We start from the raw sequence: 15,286 nt of genomic DNA on the forward strand, positions 1-15,286 counted from the left end.
CCATAAACCAGTTAACACAAAATTAATCACAATGAAGGCAAGATCAACCAAGGCGATAGTTTGCGTGCGCTGTTCAAGTGGTTTTGTTGTATGATGGCTTTCTTGCGATATTGCCTGAATCAGCCCGTCGGTATCGCGATGACGGTGCGTGCCGCGCTGGTGGCGGGCAATGTCGCAGTGCTGTTTGGGCTGGCGCTGTGGTTGGGGCTGGACGGCTTTGGCGGGCTGATCGTGCTGTGGGGGCTGGCGCTGGTGGCGGCGACCTGTCTGGGGTTTGGCGGGCCGCTGATCTTGTTGGCACGGCTGGGGGATGGCGCGGGGATGCATCCGCGCGCTGTCATCGGGCTTTGCATCGGCTGGCCTGTGCTGGCGGCTTGCGGGGCGGGCTTGGCCCTGCGGCTGGTCTGGCCAGAGCTGCCATGGCTGGCTGTGCTGGCGGTGGCGGTTGTGGTCAATCTGGCATCCTGCCTTGCCAGCATCCTGCGCGCCTTGGGGTCGGTGCATCTGTCGATGATCCTGCGCGACGGGGCCCCGATGGTGGCGCTGGGGGCGGCAGGGTTGCTGCTGACAGAGCCTGCGGCGATCCTGTGGGGCATGGCCACGGGGTTGGGAGTGATCTGTCTGGGCGCGGCGGTGCTGGTTTTGTCGCATCCGCAGCGCGCATCGGTGATCAGCGGTAACAGGCCGGGGGCAGGCTTGGCGGCTGATCTGTGGGCGACGACGGTGCTGGGCATGGGGCTGGCGCAGGTCGATATCATTGTGGGCGGGCAGTTTCTGACACCGGAACAGATCGGGGTCTATGCATTGCTGCGACGGGTGGCGAACCTTGTCGCGCTGCCGTTGTCGGTGGCGACATGGGTCAGCGCGGGGCCGATCAGCGCCGCCCATACCGCCCGCGACACCGCTGCCCTGCAAAGCGCCAGTGACGCCGGCGCGCGGATCGCCTTTTTGCCGGGGCTGGGGCTGGCGATGCTGAGTCTGCTGGCGCTGCCGGTATTGGCGATCTGGGTGCCGGACTTGCCGGTGCCGGTGCTGCTGGTGCTGTTGGGCGGCACGCTGGTGCAACTGGCCTTTGCGCAGGGGATGAGCGTTGCCACGCTGACCGGGCGGGGCGATCTGGCCGCGGGGGCGCGGTTGGCGGGGGTGGCGGGCTATGTGGCGGCAGTTGCGTTTTTCGCGCCGCTTGATCCGTTGCGCAATGCGCTGGCTGCTGCGCTGGCGACCAGCCTTTGCGCCGGGCTGCTCTGGCTTTGGGTCTGGCGCAGCATGGGGATCGACACCCTTGCCCGCCCGATGCGGAGGCGCGCATGGCAGATATCCTGATCATTGCGCTTGCCGCACTTTGCACGCTGTTGCCGTTCTGGATCGCGGCACGGCACGGGCTGCTAGGCTGGGTGTCGCCGCTGCATCTGTTGGGCTATTTCTGCGGGCTGGGATTTCTGGCCAAGGCCGTTGCCTATGCCGCTGCCCCTGATCTGGCATTTTACGCACGCTTCGATCCTGCACCCGGCGCGGCGCTGGTGGGGGCGATCTATCTGGGGGGCTTTGTCGCGCTGATCTGTCTGGGCTACCTTTTGGCCTGCAAACCGCAGCCCGCCGCCGCGCAGATCATTGCCGCGCGCGCGGTCGCGGCAGGCGTGCAGCCGATGGGCGCGCTAGTGGGTATCGCGCTGGCCGTCAGTGTGGTGACGGTGCTGCTGATCCTGCAGGTGCGCGGCGCAGCGCCGGGCGAGGCGGGCGTGATCGCCGCGCTGAACCGCGTCAAGCAGATCAACGTCAATGCCGATGGTGTGGGCGCGACGCTGGCCGGGATCAAGACGCTGTTCGTGATCCCCAAATATGTTTTTGTGCTGTGCCTTGCGCAGACGATCCTGCATCCGCGCCCGGCCTTGTTGGGCATGACGCTGGCGCTGGGGGCGGCGCTTTTGGGGATCGCACTGGTGTCGGGGGACCGGTTCGAACTGGTGGAACTGGCCATCTATGCGCTGGCCACCCATGCCGTTCTGGGCGGACGGATCGGCTGGCGGCAAGGCGCGCTGGGGCTGGCTGGCGCCACGGCGATCGTGATGCTGTCGGCTTATATGACAGAACTGCGGCTGGGCGCGCAGGGCGCCAGCCTGCTGCGCCAGATCATCGGATCGACCTATTTTCTGGATATCAACGTGGCGGTAATGGTCACCGGCCATCTGGAACCGGCGCAGATGCTGTTGGGGCAAAGCTATGGCTGGTGGGTCTTTGGCTGGGTGCCGCGCGACATCTGGCCGGACAAGCCCGCGATTGATCTTGGCGTCTATTTCAAGCGCGAGGTGATGGGGATCACCACAGGCGGCGCGTTCAACGTCACCGGCCCGGGCGAGGCGTTCATCAACTTTGGCTGGGCGGGGCTGGCAGTAGCCCCCGCGCTGGGCTGGGCGTTTCGTGTGGGCGAGGCGTTCTTGCTGGATGCGCAGCGCACCGCGCGGACGGGGGCGGCATTTTTGTATCCGATCCTGTTTTATCCCTTTGTCCAAGCCTGCCTGCAATCGTCGTTCAGCGCCTTCATCGTCGGGGCCGCGGCGCAATTGGTGCTGATCGTGATGATCCGCACGTACTTCGTCCGCCCGCTGCACTGGCGGGCCGTGCCAATCGAAAGGCTGTCTCATGCATAACAATGTTCTGCGCGTCCTGCGCCTGCCTGCGCAAATCCACCGCCGGGCGGGGCTGATCCTTGCGACGCTGTGGCACCGTGCGACGCTCGCGCAGGTGGGCGCAGGCAGCCGGTTCCAGCCCGGTGTGCGGTTTGATGATCCGTCCTCGGTCATCATCGGGGCGGGCTGCTATTTCTGGCGCGGTGTTGCGGTTTCGGCCGAGATCGGGCGCGCCGGTCTGCGCATCGGGGATGGTGTACAGATCAACCGCGGGGTGCATCTGGATACGACGGGCGGGCTGGTGATTGGGGATGACACGCTGATTTCCGAAGCGGCGGTGATCTATACCCATGATCACGGACTGCACCCTTGGGCGTCTGGATCGGCCTGCGTGCGGTGATCCTGCCGCAGTGCCGCCGGATCGGGGATCATGCGGTGATCGGGGCGGGGGCCGTGGTGACGCGCGATGTGCCTGCAGGCGCTGTCGTCGCGGGCAATCCCGCGCGGATCATCGGTCAGCGCGCAAAGGTGGCAGCATGAAGGTTTTGCATGTGACCCCCAGCTTTTATCCCGCGACATTCTGGGGCGGGCCGATCTTTTCGACCAAGGCGATCTGCGACGGGATTGCGGCCGCGCCTGATTTTAGCCTGCGCGTGCTGACCACCGATGCCGCGGGACCTGCGGTGCGCGACAGGTTGCGCCGCGTGCCGCTGCCTTACCGCGTTGATTACACCCGCCGGATCGCAGGACATAGCATCGCGCCGGGGCTGCTGGCGCGGTTGCCTGCGGCGATGCTTTGGGCCGATGTCGTGCATCTGACCGGCACCTATTCCTTTCCGACATTGCCGGTGCTGGGTCTGGCGCGGGCCTTGCGCAAGCCGGTGGTCTGGTCACCGCGCGGGGCGTTGCAGGCGACGCAAGACTGGCCCGCCGCGCCGCGCCTGCGCGCAAAGCAAGCGTTCGAACAGGCCGCCAACCTGCTCCGCCCGGCGCAGACCATCTTGCATGTCACCGCCCCGATCGAGGCGGCAGCAAGCCGCGCGCGCCTGCCGGATATTCAGGTGACGGTAATCCCCAATTGCGTGACGATCCCACCCGTGACCAAGCGACCCTACCGTCCGCAAGGCGCATTGCGGCTGATGTATCTGGGGCGGCTGCATCCGAAAAAGGGCGTTGATCTGCTGATCGCGGCGATGGCGGCGCTGCCTGTGCATGTCACGCTGGATATCTATGGCACGGGCATTCCGGCGCATGAGGCGGGGCTGCGCGCGGCAGCGGCGGGCGATCCGCGCATAAGGTTTCACGGCGATGTGCAGGCCAGTGCAAAGGCCCGCGCCTTTGGGCGTGCCGATCTATGTGTGCTGCCCAGCCACAGCGAGAATTTCGGCATCACCGTGGCCGAGGCGCTGGCGCATCGCGTGCCGGTGCTGACGACGACCGACACACCCTGGCGCAGGCTGGCGATGATGGCGGCGGGGGCCTGCATCGACCCTGCATGCGATGATCTGGCCGAGGCGATCCTGCGGCTTGGGGCGGGTGATCTTGCCGCGATGGGCGCGCGCGGGCGCGACTGGATGATCCGCGATTTCGCCCCCGATGCGATGGTTGCGGGTTTCGCCAGCCTTTATCGCAGCCTTGCCACCGGCGAGCCGCAAATGGTGAACGCATGACGATGCAGGTCAATATCACCGCCAACCGGCGCCGGCGCAATTGGTCGGGGCAGGCGCAGGCCGGGCGCGTTTTATGGGGGCTGTGCCACCCCTTGTTCCGGTTCAGCCCGCGCCCGTTCTGGGCATGGCGGGTCTGGTTGCTGCGGCTGTTCGGCGCAAGGATCGGGCGCGAGGTGCATATCCATCCCACCGTGCGCATCACTATCCCGTGGCATCTGCATATCGAGGATCAGGCCGCCGTAGGCGACAATGCGATCCTTTATGCGCTGGGGCCGATCCATATCGGGCCGCGTGCCACGGTCTCGCAGCATGCGCATCTATGTGCGGGCAGCCATGATTGGCGCGATCCGGCGCGCCCCTTGTTGCGGCCTGCCATCGTGATCGGGCCGGATGCCTGGGTCTGCACGGATGCTTTTGTGGGGCCGGGTGTGGTGATCCGGGCAGGGGCGATCCTTGGCGCGCGCGGCGTGGCGCTGCGTGATCTGCCCGCGCGCCATATCGGGCAGGGCAATCCGATGGTCACAAGGCCGATGGATGACTGACTTGACCGTCATCATCCTGACCCGTGACGAGGCGCTGCATCTGCCCCGCGCGCTGGTGTCAGTGCAGGGCATCGCCACCCGCGTTGTCGTGGTGGATAGTGGATCGACCGACGCCACCGTCCAGATCGCGCGGGATGCGGGGGCCGATGTCTGGCAGCACCCCTGGACCAATCATGCGCAACAATTCAACGGGGCACTGGACCGGCTCGAGACCGGCACCGGCTGGGTGCTGCGGCTGGATGCGGACGAATATGTGACGCCGGACCTCGCTGCGCAGATCGCTGTGGGCCTGCCCGATGTGGCGGGTATCACGGTCGGGCGCAGCATGTGGTTCCAAGGCCAGCCGGTCCGCTATGGTGGCCTGTTCCCCGCCCGGATGCTGCGGCTGTTTCGCCACGGCCAAGGTCGGGTCGAGCCGCGCTGGATGGACGAACATATCGTCGTGAACGGCCCTGTCGCGCATCTGTCTGGCGGGATCATCGACGACAACCGCAAACCGCTTGATTGGTGGATCGCCAAGCACAACGCCTATGCCAGCCGCGAGGTGGTGGATATCCTGAACCAGCGCCACGGGTTTTTGCCCGCAGATGTGGCGCCGTCAGGGGCGGCGGGGGTGAAACGCTGGATCAAGCAACATCTTTATGCGCGCCTGCCCGGCGGGCTGCGGGCGGGTGTGTATTTTCTGTATCGCTATATCCTGCGCGGCGGCTTTCGGGATGGCGCGCAGGCCCGCGCGTTCCATGTCCTGCAAGGGTTCTGGTACCGCTATCTGGTCGATGCCAAACTGGCCGAGGTGGAACGTTTCATGGCGCAAAATGATGCCGGTCCCGCCGCCGCGATCCATGCTGTGCTAGAGATCGACCTGTTTGCCCAAACCCGAAGCGAGGCCGCATGAAAATATCCGTCGTCACCGCGGTGCGCAACGGGGCCGCAACCTTGCCACGGATGCTCGATAGCCTGCGGGCGCAGACGCATGACGAACTGGAGCATGTCATTCAGGACGGCGGGTCAACCGATGGCACGCTGGATGTGCTGCGCGCGCAGGGGCTGGATGGCATGGCGCTGGTTTCGGCCCCTGACGGCGGGATCTATCAGGCGATCAACGCCGGCATCCGGCGCGCGACGGGCGATGTGATCGGGGTGTTGCATGCCGATGATGTGCTGGCGGATGCATCCGTTCTGGCGCGTGTGGCGCAGGCGTTGGCGGACCCTGGCATCGATGGGGTTTACGGCGATCTGCATTATGTCGCGCGCGCCGATGCGTCCCGCGTGATCCGGCATTGGCAAGCGGGACCGTTCGACCCGCGTGCTCTTGCGCGTGGCTGGATGCCGCCGCATCCGACGCTTTACCTGCGGCGCGCTGTGTTTGATCGTGCGGGGCTTTACGATACCAGCTATCGCATTTCGGGCGATTACGACGCGATGCTGCGGTTTTTGACGACAGGACAGGTGCGGCTGGCCTATATCGCGCATGTCATGGTGCGGATGCAGATGGGCGGGGCCAGCAACCGCGGTTTTGCCCAGATGATCCGCAAAAGCCGCGAGGATTACCGCGCGATCAGAGCCCATAACGTGGGCGGGATCGGCACGCTGGTCGCCAAGAACCTGTCGAAACTGCCGCAATTCTGGGGGCAGTTCTAGGCAGGGCTGCGGGCGACACAACGCCTAGCGTCCGGTGATGCCTTCGCGCGGCGGCAAGGGCCGCGGGGTTGTCACATTCTGCGGGTTGCGGCGTTCGTAAAACGCATTTCCCCCCGTCGTCAGGACATAATGGATATTGTTGAACGACGCCCGATAGCTCGCGGCATGAAAGAACATGGCCTGCGCAATGTCAGGGTGTCTTTCGCCTGCAAGAACCGCCTGTGCGGCCGCGCGTGCCATGGGCGCTGACCGGCTGTCCATCCGCTTGGACATCACGCCGGGGGCGAATTGATTTTTCTGGCGGACCACGCCGCAGACCGTGTTGGGAAAAGCGTCGGCCTCGACCCTGTTCATCACCACGCTGCCCACCGCGATCATGCCGTCCCTGCTGGAGCGGATCGATTCAAAATACATCGCGCGCGCCATGCAGTCGATATCGGCAGAGGGCGCCCTCAACGACGACCCCGATGGCCCGCCGCAGGCCGCAAGCAGCGCAAGGCAGGCCAGCGCCAAACCGAACGGTCGGCGTGGCAAACAGCGTTGTACCATCATGCCTTCACCGGCGCACCGCCTTCAAAGCTGTTCACCCCGTGATAGCCGATGGCGTCTTGTTGCATCTGCAAATGCAGCCCGTCGCCGGTATAGGGATGGGCGCGGGCCAGATCCTCGTCGAAATCAATGCCCAGACCGGGGGCCGTGGGGACGGGGATATAGCCACCTTCGACGCTCAGGCTGCTCTTGATCAGCGCCATGTGGAACGGCGTTTCAATCGTTTCGGCCATCAGGATATTGGGGATCGATGCGGCCAGCTGGATATTGGCCGCCCATTCGACGGGGCCTGCGTAAAGATGCGGGGCCACCTGCGCGTTATAGACCTCGGCCATGGCGGCGATTTTCTTGGTCTCCCAGATGCCGCCCGACCGGCCAAGTGCCGGTTGCAGGATCGTCGCCGCCCCGCTGCGCAACACAGTGGCAAATTCGGCCTTGGTGGTCAGCCTTTCACCCGTGGCAATCGGGATCGGCACCGCCCCTGCGACCTTGGCCATTTCGGCCACGTTGTCGGGTGGAATGGGTTCTTCGTACCACAGCGGGCTATAGGGCGCGATGGCCTGGCCCAGCCGGATCGCGCCGCCGGTGCTGAACTGGCCATGGGTGCCGAACAGCAGGTCGGCACGGTCGCCCACAGCCTCGCGGATTTGTTTGCAAAAGGCGACCGACAGCGACAGGTCATGCATCGACGGCATATGCCCGCCGCGGATCGTATAGGGGCCGGCGGGGTCGAATTTCACCGCCGTATAGCCTTGCTCTACCATATCGAGCGCCACTTCGGCCGCCATGTCGGGGTTGGACCAGAAGTCGGGCAACGGATGCGTGGGGCGCGGATAAAGATAGGTATAAGCGCGGATCCGGTCATTCGTGCGCCCGCCGATCAGGGCATGCACGGGCCTGTCGCGGTCTTTGCCCAGAATGTCCCAACAGGCCATTTCAAGCCCGGACCACGCGCCGATCACCGTCAGGTCAGGGCGCTGGGTAAAGCCGGACGAATAGACGCGGCGGAACATCAATTCGATATTTTCGGGGTTTTCGCCTGCCATGTGGCGCGCGAAAACATCGGTGATGACGGCCTTCATGGCCTCTGGCCCGACCGAGGAGGCATAGCATTCGCCGTAACCCACGACGCCGGTGTCGGTCGTGATCTTGGGGATGATCCAGTACCGTCCGCCCCAGCCGGGGGCAGGGGGGGCGGTGATGATGATGTCGAGATCGGCAAGTTTCATGGTATGGCTTTCTGGTGGCGGGTAGGGTGGATCATGATCCACCTTACGTGATGCAGCTTTGGTCAGTTGAAAACGATCACATTGCGTTTGGCGCTGCCGCTTTTGGTATCGGTGATGGCTTCGTTGATCTGGTCAAGCCGCCAGCGCCCCGAGATCAGCTCGTCCAGTTTCAGCCGCCCCTGTTCATACAGATCGACCATCCAGGGAATGTCGCGCGCGATCACGACATCACCCATCTTGGACCCGACCATGCCCTGGCCGGTGGCGGCCAGCATCACGGGCTCATAGGTGGACATGGCCCCCGAATGGGGCATGCCGACCATGATCACCTTGCCGCCATTGGCCAGATAATGCGGTGCCTGATCATAGGCAGGGATCGCGCCCACGGTCACGAACACCGCATCGGCCCCGCGCCCCATCGCCTTTTTTGCGGCGCGCCAGGGTTTGTCGCTGGTCGCCAGCACCGTATCGGTCGCCCCGAATTCCTGCGCGATGACGAGCTTTTCCGGCGTCATATCCACCGCCACGATCCGGCGTGCGCCCGCGATCCGCGCGCCTTGGATGGCATTCAGGCCAACACCGCCCGTCCCGATCACGACCACATCCTGCCCCGCGCGCAATTGCGCGGCATTCACCACCGCCCCGATGCCGGTGATGACCCCGCAGGCCAGCAGGGACGCCGCCTCCATCGCAATCGTATCCGATAATTTGACGACCTGGCTTTGGTTCACCACCACGCGTTCGGCAAAACCGCCGGTGTGCATCGCCTGATGCAACGGGCTACCGTCGGGCATAGTCAACGGCCCGCTGGCCATGTCGCTTTCGCAGGCGACGGGCCGACCGCTCGCACAAGAGGGACAGGTGCCGCAGGACCGGATCAGCGTCACGACCACCGGATCGCCCAAGGCAATCCCGCGCACGCCCGCACCAAGGGCTGTGACATGGCCTGCCGCTTCGTGGCCGTAAACCGCAGGCAGGGTGCCACCCCAGCCGCCCTCCATATAGGTGACGTCGGAATGACAGATGGCGCAGGCTTTCAATGTGACTTCGACCTCGCCATGCTCGGGCGCGGCAAGGGTGACGGTTTCGATGGTCAGCGGTGCGCCGAAGGCATGGCAAACGGCGGCTTTGATCTGGGGCATGTTGGGTCCTGTCAACGGGTTCATCCGTCAGCCTGAAGCGGCGCGCGCCTGACTGCAACCCCGAACCCGACCTTATGTGCCGCGGGCGCGCTTTGGCCTTGGTGTCTGCATGAAAACCGCGATGCAGCTGACGGTCAGCAGGGCTGAGAGCAAGAAAGGCGCACCGGGCAGATAGACCGGGGCGTCGGGCGCGGTGAAAAACCAAAACGTTTGCGTCACCAGCAAAGGGGCGATGATCGTTGCCACCGCGTTGATCGAGCTGATCGTGCCTTGCAATTCGCCTTGCTGGTTGTCGGCAGCCGTGCGCGACATGATCCCTTGCAAGGCCGGTCCGGCGATGGACCCCAAGGCCGTCAGCGGCGTCAGCGCCAGCGCGATCCAGCCATTGCTCACAAACCCAAGTGCCACAAAGGCCGCCACATCAACCCCCAGCCCAAGGATCACCGCCCGCCTTTCGCCGATCCGCGCGATGATGGGCCGGATCAGCAGCCCCTGCACAACCGCGATGCCGACCCCGAACACCGCCAGCGACAGCCCGATCATCCCCGGCCCCCAGCCGAACCTTTCAGCCCCGAAATAGGCCCAGACGCCCGGATAGACGAAAAACGCGATCGTATAGACAAAGCTGATCAGCAACAGCCGCTTCAGCCCTGGCAATGCGCCGATATTGCGCAACGCACCCAAAGGGTTCGCGCGGCGCCAGTCAAACGGGCGGCGGATCCGGTCGGTCACGGTTTCGGGCAGGACATAATAGCCAAAGACCGAATTCGCCGCCGCCAGCACCGCCGCCGCCCAGAACGGCGCGCGCGTGCCATATTCGGCCAGCACCCCGCCGATCAGCGGGCCAAAGATGAACCCCATCCCGAAGGCCGCCCCGATCAGCCCGAAATTGGCGGCCTTTTCTTCGGGGCGCGAGATATCGGCCATATAGGCCGCGGATGTCGCTTGCGTCGCCGCCGTGATCCCGCCGATGATCCGCCCGACCAGCAACAGCCAGATCATCTGCGCCAGCGCCATCAGCACATAGATCAACGCCATGATCACCAGCGAGATGATCAGCACCGGCCTGCGCCCGTAGCGGTCCGACAAGCTGCCCAGCGTCGGGCCAAACAGGAATTGCATCGCGGCGAATATCGTGGCCAGCACCCCACCCCAGACGGCGGCTTGGCCCAGCCCTGTGCCTTCGATCTCTTGGATCAGGGCGGGCATCACCGGCAGGATCAGCCCGATCCCCATCGCGTCCAGCATGACCGATATCAGAATAAAGGTGACGGGAAGGCGTTTGTCCATCCGCCCAGCGTTAGGCGGTTCGCTCGGCTTTGCAAGCGTCATTCAGAGCGCCCTTGCGATCCGGTCCAGATGCTGCGCCAAAAGCGCGGGATCGGACAAGAAAGGCGAATGCGATGTGGGCAAATCGCTGACGGTGCCGGCGGGCCAGTCTGCGGTCATCGTCGACTGAAACGCCGGCGGGATCGTGCGGTCATCGGTGCAGCGCAGGTAATGGCGCGGCAGGGTGTGGCGTGGCTCCAGCGGCGTTTCCTGTGGCAGGATCGGCTGTGGGCCAAGTTGGCCAATCGCCCAAGCGGCACGAGCGGGCGGGACATCGTGATAGAATTTCTCGGCGGCCTTGGCCCGATCGACGCTGAAGGTCACGCGCGCATCATCCACGATGATCGCATCCAGCAAAGGCTGCGACGGCGCCATCCGGCGCATATCCGCAAGAGACTTGCCCGCCATCGGCACATAGGCGCAAAGATAGACTAGCGCGCTGATCCTATCGGGGGCCAGCCCTGCCGCGGCGGTGATTGGATAGCCCGCCATGGAATGGCCCACCAGAATGACCGGCGTGTCAATCGCGGCAACAATCGCGCTGGCGTAAAGGTCCAGCGTCACCTTGTGCGCAGCTGTGCTGTCCTGCCCATGCGACGGCAGGTCGATGGCGCGTGCCGTGTGGCCATGGGCGGTCAGATGCGGGATCAGATCATCCCAGCACCATGCCCCGTGGCAGGACCCGTGGATCAGCAGGAAATCAGACATGATCAGACATGGCCGACTGCTTTCATGAAATCCGCCAGATGCGCGGCATAGGTTTGGGGGTCTTCGACACAGGCCAGATGGCCCACGCGGCGCATCAGTACGAATTGCGACCCAGGGACCAGATCAATCGTTTCGCGCACCAGATCGGGCGGTGTTGACCCGTCATCAATTCCCGCGATCCCCAGCGTCGGGATGCGCAAGCCTGCGGTCGGCGTATAGAAATCGGTGCCAGCGATGGCCGCGCAGGTGCCGGTATAGCCCGCAACCGGCGTGCTTTCCAGCATCGCGCGCCACGGCTGCATCGCGGGCGTGCCATAAAACCCCCGCGCAAACCAGCGTTGCAGCACGGTGTCCGACAGGGCGGGCAATCCTTTGGTGCGCACCGTGTCGATCCGGTCCTGCCACAGCTTGGGATTGCCGATCTTGGCGGCGGTATTGGACAAGACCAGCGCGCGGATCAGATCGGGGCGTTTGACCGCCAGCCCTTGGGCGACCATCCCGCCGACGGACAGGCCGACGAACATAGCATCGCGCACACCTGCGGCATCGCAAACCACTTCGGCATCGCTGACCAGCTGGCCCATGCTATAGGGGCCATCCGGCACATCTGATGCGCCATGCCCGCGCATGTCATAGCGGATGATCCGCAGACCGGCGGGCAAACCTGCCAATACCTGATCCCAGATCGCGCGTGTTGTTCCCAACGCATTGGCAAAGACCACAGGCGGGCCGTCATCCGGCCCTGTCACGTCATAATCCAGCGCCACGCCGTCGCGGATCACCTGCATCAGGCCAGCGCCTTGGCAAAGATCGCGGGATCGACGTTGCCGCCTGTCGCCACGGCGATAACCGCATCGCCTTCGCTGGCATCAGGATGGAACAGCGCGGCCGCCAGCGCCACCGCACCGCCGGGTTCCAGCACGATTTTCAGCCGGTCAAAGGCCAGCGCCATCGCCTGCAACGCCTGATCCTCACTCACCACCACGCCCGGCCCGCAATGTTGCTGCATGATCGGAAAGGTCAGATTGCCGGGCTGCGGCGTGATGATCGCATCGCAAAGCGAGCCTGACAGCCGTGCGTTGCGTTCGATCCGGCCACTGGCCAATGACCGTGTCGCATCATCAAAGCCTTCGGGCTCCACGGGGCGCGTGCGCAGGCCGGGCGCATCGGCAGCCAGTGCCAGCGCAATGCCGGATGTCAGCCCGCCACCGCCACAACAGACCATCACATCGGCGCGGGTGACGCCAAGGGCCGTCATCTCGGCCGCGATTTCCAGCCCGCAGCTGCCTTGGCCGGCGATGACCTGCGGTTCGTCATAGGGCTTGATCAGCGTCAGCCCGCGTGCGGCGGCCAGCCTGTCACCGATGGCATCGCGATCCTCGGTCGTGCGGTCGTAAAGCACGACCTCTGCCCCCAAGGCGCGGGTATTGGCGATCTTCACCGCAGGTGCATCGGCGGGCATGATGATCACCGCAGGCGCGCCATGGCTGCGCGCGGCCAAGGCCACGCCTTGGGCATGGTTGCCGCTGGAAAAGGCGATCACACCCTTTTGCAGGGCCTCGGCTGGCAGGGCCGATACCGCCGACCAGCCGCCACGGAACTTGAATGATCCGGTATGTTGCAGGCATTCGGCCTTTACGAATACGCGCCGCCCCGCGATGGCATCCAGAAACGGCGAGGTCAGGATCGGCGTGCGCCGCGCATGGCCCGCGAGCCTTTGGGCCGCCGCGCGGATCATCTCGATATTCATTGCATTTCCTCCAGCCATGCATGGAGCGCAGAAAGCGCCTGTGGTTCATCCAGAAACGGGATATGCCCGCGCCCCGGCACGTCGGTGCGGATCATGTCGGGGCGGCGGCGGGCCATCTCGTTAGCGGTCTGCACAGTCAGAAGGTCGGAATTCGCGCCACGGATCAAGGCCAGCGGCAGGTCCTGAAACGCGTCGAACAAGGGCCACAGGTCCGGCACCGGCTGCGCACCCGCCGCCAGCACCGCATCGCGCAGGCGCGGGTCATAGCGGACCACCAGCCCGTCGGGGGTTTGCGCGTAATGCGCACGCACCTCGGCCAACCAGCGGTCCATCGGGACCTGCGCGAAATCGGTCCAGAGTGTCGCGCGCGCCTCTGCCGCTGCGGCATAGGTTTTCTGCGGTGGGTTGCGCCCGATATACTCTTTGATAACAGCCAGACCGGCGGGCGCAATCTCTGGCCCGATATCGTTGAGCGCGACCCCGATCAGCCGGTCCTTGGCAGTCGCGGCCAGCAGCATCGCGATCAGCCCCCCGCGCGAGGTGCCAAGCACCGCCGCGCGGTCCAGCCCCAGATGATCCATCAGTGCCAGCACGTCGGCGGCTTCATGCGCAATGGTGTAGGTCGCGGGATCGGCCCAATCCGACTGCCCGCGCCCGCGATAATCGGGCCGGATCAGGCGCACCGGCAGATGCGGTGCGACATGGTCGAAATCCGCACCATTACGCGTCAGCCCCGCCAGTGCCATCACCGGCAGGCCGTTGCCTGTATCGGTGTAATGCAGTGACAGGCCATCAGGCGTGGTGAAACGGGGCATCAGAGCAGATCCGGAATGCTGACAAGATTGCCCAGTGTATGGTGTGGATCGGCATACAGCCTGTCGGGCGGATCACCGGCCCGGTTGACCCAGATTGTCCGAAACCCGTAACCTGCCGCACCCGCCGCGTCCCAGCCGTTGGAGGACACGAACAATACCTCATCCTTGGCGCAGCCGAACTGGGCGCCCACCAAATCGTAAACGCGGGCATGTGGTTTGAAGACGCCCACGGTCTCGACGCTCAGGATGGCATCAAGCTGCGGCGCGATCCCCGCCGAGGCGACGGCGGCGTTCAGCATATCGGGCGATCCGTTCGACAGGATCGCGGTGGTCAGCCCGCGTGCCTTGAGCGCGGCCAGCATGGCGGGGACTTCTGCATAGGTTGGCAGCTGGCGATAAAGCGCCAACAGGCGGGCGCGCAAGGCGGGATCGTCCAGCCCCTGCGCCGCGAGCGCCCAATCCAGCCCGTCCTGCGTGACCTGCCAGAAATCGCAATGCCGGTCGGCCACGGCGCGCAGCCAGGTGTATTCCAGCTGCTTGCGTCGCCAGTCGCGGGCAACCGCCGGCCACAGATCCGCAAGACGCGGGAAATCGGGGTCATCCGCGGCTTGCGCCGCCGCCGCATTCACGTCGAACAACGTGCCATAGGCATCGAAAACACAGGTCGTAATCGGCATGGCGGCCTCCTTTCACGCGACCTAAGCACGGCGGCGCGGCGGCGGAAAGAGGCAAAGCGATTTGCAATCAGGGACCGGCCTTCCTAGGTAGGGGGTGCGATTTATTGAGAAAACGAAAGGAAAGACGCGATGACACAGGCTAAAGCGGGCGATAAAGTCCAGATTCATTACACCGGCACCCTGCAGGACGGCGTGACATTCGACAGCTCTGCGGGACGCGATCCGCTGGAATTCGTGATCGGCTCCGGCCAGATCATTCCGGGCCTTGATGCCGCGATCCCCGGCATGAGTGTGGGCGAGAAGAAAACTGTGCAGATCCCGTGCGAAGAGGCTTATGGCGCGCATAATCCCGAGGCTCTGCAGGCCGTGCCGCGCGACAATATTCCGGCTGATATTCCGCTTGATCCGGGCACACAATTGCAGATGCAGACCCCACAGGGGCAGGTGGTGCCGGTGACTGTCGCAGACGTAACCGAGACCGAAGTGACGCTGGATGCCAACCATCCTCTTGCTGGCAAGGATTTGACCTTCGCGGTCGAAGTCGTGGCGATCAAGGCCGCCTGAGCCCCCGGAGAAGAGGCCCCGGATCAAGTCCGGGGCGGGTATG

At 64.8% G+C, this 15,286-nt stretch carries 18 protein-coding genes; 9 read left to right on the forward strand and 9 right to left on the reverse strand.

Annotated elements, in window-relative coordinates; genetic code table 11:
- Positions 1-138: 138 nt before the first annotated feature.
- The 8 genes from SKA53_RS00995 to SKA53_RS01025 are packed head-to-tail and all read left to right on the forward strand — an operon-like array spanning position 139 to position 6,480.
- On the forward strand, positions 139-1,323 hold the full coding sequence (locus SKA53_RS00995; protein WP_242601227.1) for a hypothetical protein: 1,185 nt from the start codon (positions 139-141) through the stop codon (positions 1,321-1,323).
- Positions 1,308-2,648, forward strand: a complete 1,341-nt coding sequence (locus tag SKA53_RS01000; protein ID WP_007204162.1) for a hypothetical protein — start codon at positions 1,308-1,310, stop codon at positions 2,646-2,648. Before SKA53_RS00995 ends, SKA53_RS01000 begins: the two co-directional genes overlap by 16 nt.
- Positions 2,641-3,027: a hypothetical protein gene (locus SKA53_RS01005; RefSeq protein WP_007204163.1), complete on the forward strand. Its 387-nt coding sequence runs from the start codon at positions 2,641-2,643 to the stop codon at positions 3,025-3,027. The genes SKA53_RS01000 and SKA53_RS01005 overlap by 8 nt, the downstream gene beginning before the upstream one ends.
- Positions 2,997-3,167, forward strand: coding sequence for a hypothetical protein (locus SKA53_RS15680; RefSeq protein ID WP_007204164.1), 171 nt, complete (start codon positions 2,997-2,999; stop codon positions 3,165-3,167). The genes SKA53_RS01005 and SKA53_RS15680 overlap by 31 nt, the downstream gene beginning before the upstream one ends.
- On the forward strand, positions 3,164-4,297 hold the full coding sequence (locus SKA53_RS01010) for a glycosyltransferase (protein ID WP_007204165.1): 1,134 nt from the start codon (positions 3,164-3,166) through the stop codon (positions 4,295-4,297). Before SKA53_RS15680 ends, SKA53_RS01010 begins: the two co-directional genes overlap by 4 nt.
- A complete protein-coding gene (locus tag SKA53_RS01015; protein ID WP_007204166.1) occupies positions 4,294-4,839 on the forward strand; it encodes an acetyltransferase in 546 nt (181 codons plus the stop codon). Before SKA53_RS01010 ends, SKA53_RS01015 begins: the two co-directional genes overlap by 4 nt.
- Positions 4,832-5,734: a glycosyltransferase family 2 protein gene (locus SKA53_RS01020; RefSeq protein WP_007204167.1), complete on the forward strand. Its 903-nt coding sequence runs from the start codon at positions 4,832-4,834 to the stop codon at positions 5,732-5,734. The genes SKA53_RS01015 and SKA53_RS01020 overlap by 8 nt, the downstream gene beginning before the upstream one ends.
- On the forward strand, positions 5,731-6,480 hold the full coding sequence (locus SKA53_RS01025) for a glycosyltransferase family 2 protein (RefSeq protein WP_007204168.1): 750 nt from the start codon (positions 5,731-5,733) through the stop codon (positions 6,478-6,480). The genes SKA53_RS01020 and SKA53_RS01025 overlap by 4 nt, the downstream gene beginning before the upstream one ends.
- 24 nt (positions 6,481-6,504) lie before the next feature.
- On the opposite strand, the gene SKA53_RS01030 is transcribed toward SKA53_RS01025, so the two are convergent.
- The 9 genes from SKA53_RS01030 to SKA53_RS01070 form a co-directional block, all read right to left on the reverse strand.
- Positions 6,505-7,029: a cell wall hydrolase gene (locus tag SKA53_RS01030; protein ID WP_110549050.1), complete on the reverse strand. Its 525-nt coding sequence runs from the start codon at positions 7,027-7,029 to the stop codon at positions 6,505-6,507.
- Positions 7,029-8,258: a mandelate racemase/muconate lactonizing enzyme family protein gene (locus tag SKA53_RS01035; RefSeq protein WP_040482732.1), complete on the reverse strand. Its 1,230-nt coding sequence runs from the start codon at positions 8,256-8,258 to the stop codon at positions 7,029-7,031. The genes SKA53_RS01030 and SKA53_RS01035 overlap by 1 nt, the downstream gene beginning before the upstream one ends.
- A 62-nt stretch (positions 8,259-8,320) precedes the next feature.
- On the reverse strand, positions 8,321-9,400 hold the full coding sequence (locus tag SKA53_RS01040) for a zinc-binding dehydrogenase (protein WP_040482733.1): 1,080 nt from the start codon (positions 9,398-9,400) through the stop codon (positions 8,321-8,323).
- Positions 9,401-9,472: 72 nt separating this feature from the next.
- Positions 9,473-10,690 (reverse strand): TCR/Tet family MFS transporter, encoded by a 1,218-nt coding sequence (locus SKA53_RS01045; RefSeq protein ID WP_040482734.1) that lies wholly within the window; start codon positions 10,688-10,690, stop codon positions 9,473-9,475.
- A 42-nt stretch (positions 10,691-10,732) separates the two neighbouring features.
- Positions 10,733-11,437, reverse strand: a complete 705-nt coding sequence (locus SKA53_RS01050) for an alpha/beta fold hydrolase (protein ID WP_007204173.1) — start codon at positions 11,435-11,437, stop codon at positions 10,733-10,735.
- A gap of 2 nt (positions 11,438-11,439) precedes the next feature.
- Positions 11,440-12,225 (reverse strand): 3-oxoadipate enol-lactonase, encoded by a 786-nt coding sequence (gene pcaD / locus SKA53_RS01055; protein WP_007204174.1) that lies wholly within the window; start codon positions 12,223-12,225, stop codon positions 11,440-11,442.
- Positions 12,225-13,187, reverse strand: a complete 963-nt coding sequence (locus tag SKA53_RS01060) for a threonine ammonia-lyase (RefSeq protein WP_007204175.1) — start codon at positions 13,185-13,187, stop codon at positions 12,225-12,227. The genes pcaD and SKA53_RS01060 overlap by 1 nt, the downstream gene beginning before the upstream one ends.
- The gene (locus SKA53_RS01065; protein WP_007204176.1) at positions 13,184-14,002 is read right to left on the reverse strand and encodes an alpha/beta fold hydrolase; all 819 of its coding nucleotides are present in this window, start codon (positions 14,000-14,002) and stop codon (positions 13,184-13,186) included. The genes SKA53_RS01060 and SKA53_RS01065 overlap by 4 nt, the downstream gene beginning before the upstream one ends.
- Positions 14,002-14,679, reverse strand: a complete 678-nt coding sequence (locus tag SKA53_RS01070; RefSeq protein WP_007204177.1) for a haloacid dehalogenase type II — start codon at positions 14,677-14,679, stop codon at positions 14,002-14,004. Before SKA53_RS01070 ends, SKA53_RS01065 begins: the two co-directional genes overlap by 1 nt.
- 129 nt (positions 14,680-14,808) lie before the next feature.
- On the opposite strand from SKA53_RS01070, the gene SKA53_RS01075 reads away from it, so the two are divergent.
- A complete protein-coding gene (locus SKA53_RS01075) occupies positions 14,809-15,243 on the forward strand; it encodes an FKBP-type peptidyl-prolyl cis-trans isomerase (protein ID WP_007204178.1) in 435 nt (144 codons plus the stop codon).
- Positions 15,244-15,286 lie beyond the last annotated feature (43 nt).

The sequence above is a fragment of the Yoonia vestfoldensis SKA53 genome, assembly GCF_000152785.1.
GTDB classification, from domain to species: Bacteria; Pseudomonadota; Alphaproteobacteria; order Rhodobacterales; family Rhodobacteraceae; genus Yoonia; species Yoonia vestfoldensis_A.

Excerpts from the sequence above, each read along its gene's own strand:
- SKA53_RS00995 (WP_242601227.1), top strand. The coding sequence starts at position 139 with ATGACGGTGCGTGCCGCGCTGGTGGCGGGCAATGTCGCAGTGCTGTTT.
- SKA53_RS01000 (WP_007204162.1), top strand. The coding sequence starts at position 1,308 with ATGGCAGATATCCTGATCATTGCGCTTGCCGCACTTTGCACGCTGTTG.
- SKA53_RS01005 (WP_007204163.1), top strand. The coding sequence starts at position 2,641 with ATGCATAACAATGTTCTGCGCGTCCTGCGCCTGCCTGCGCAAATCCAC.
- SKA53_RS01010 (WP_007204165.1), top strand. The coding sequence starts at position 3,164 with ATGAAGGTTTTGCATGTGACCCCCAGCTTTTATCCCGCGACATTCTGG.
- SKA53_RS01015 (WP_007204166.1), top strand. The coding sequence starts at position 4,294 with ATGACGATGCAGGTCAATATCACCGCCAACCGGCGCCGGCGCAATTGG.
- SKA53_RS01020 (WP_007204167.1), top strand. The coding sequence starts at position 4,832 with ATGACTGACTTGACCGTCATCATCCTGACCCGTGACGAGGCGCTGCAT.
- SKA53_RS01025 (WP_007204168.1), top strand. The coding sequence starts at position 5,731 with ATGAAAATATCCGTCGTCACCGCGGTGCGCAACGGGGCCGCAACCTTG.
- SKA53_RS01030 (WP_110549050.1), bottom strand. The coding sequence starts at position 7,029 with ATGGTACAACGCTGTTTGCCACGCCGACCGTTCGGTTTGGCGCTGGCC.
- SKA53_RS01035 (WP_040482732.1), bottom strand. The coding sequence starts at position 8,258 with ATGAAACTTGCCGATCTCGACATCATCATCACCGCCCCCCCTGCCCCC.
- SKA53_RS01040 (WP_040482733.1), bottom strand. The coding sequence starts at position 9,400 with ATGCCCCAGATCAAAGCCGCCGTTTGCCATGCCTTCGGCGCACCGCTG.
- SKA53_RS01045 (WP_040482734.1), bottom strand. The coding sequence starts at position 10,690 with ATGGACAAACGCCTTCCCGTCACCTTTATTCTGATATCGGTCATGCTG.
- SKA53_RS01050 (WP_007204173.1), bottom strand. The coding sequence starts at position 11,437 with ATGTCTGATTTCCTGCTGATCCACGGGTCCTGCCACGGGGCATGGTGC.
- pcaD (WP_007204174.1), bottom strand. The coding sequence starts at position 12,225 with ATGCAGGTGATCCGCGACGGCGTGGCGCTGGATTATGACGTGACAGGG.
- SKA53_RS01060 (WP_007204175.1), bottom strand. The coding sequence starts at position 13,187 with ATGAATATCGAGATGATCCGCGCGGCGGCCCAAAGGCTCGCGGGCCAT.
- SKA53_RS01065 (WP_007204176.1), bottom strand. The coding sequence starts at position 14,002 with ATGCCCCGTTTCACCACGCCTGATGGCCTGTCACTGCATTACACCGAT.
- SKA53_RS01070 (WP_007204177.1), bottom strand. The coding sequence starts at position 14,679 with ATGCCGATTACGACCTGTGTTTTCGATGCCTATGGCACGTTGTTCGAC.
- SKA53_RS01075 (WP_007204178.1), top strand. The coding sequence starts at position 14,809 with ATGACACAGGCTAAAGCGGGCGATAAAGTCCAGATTCATTACACCGGC.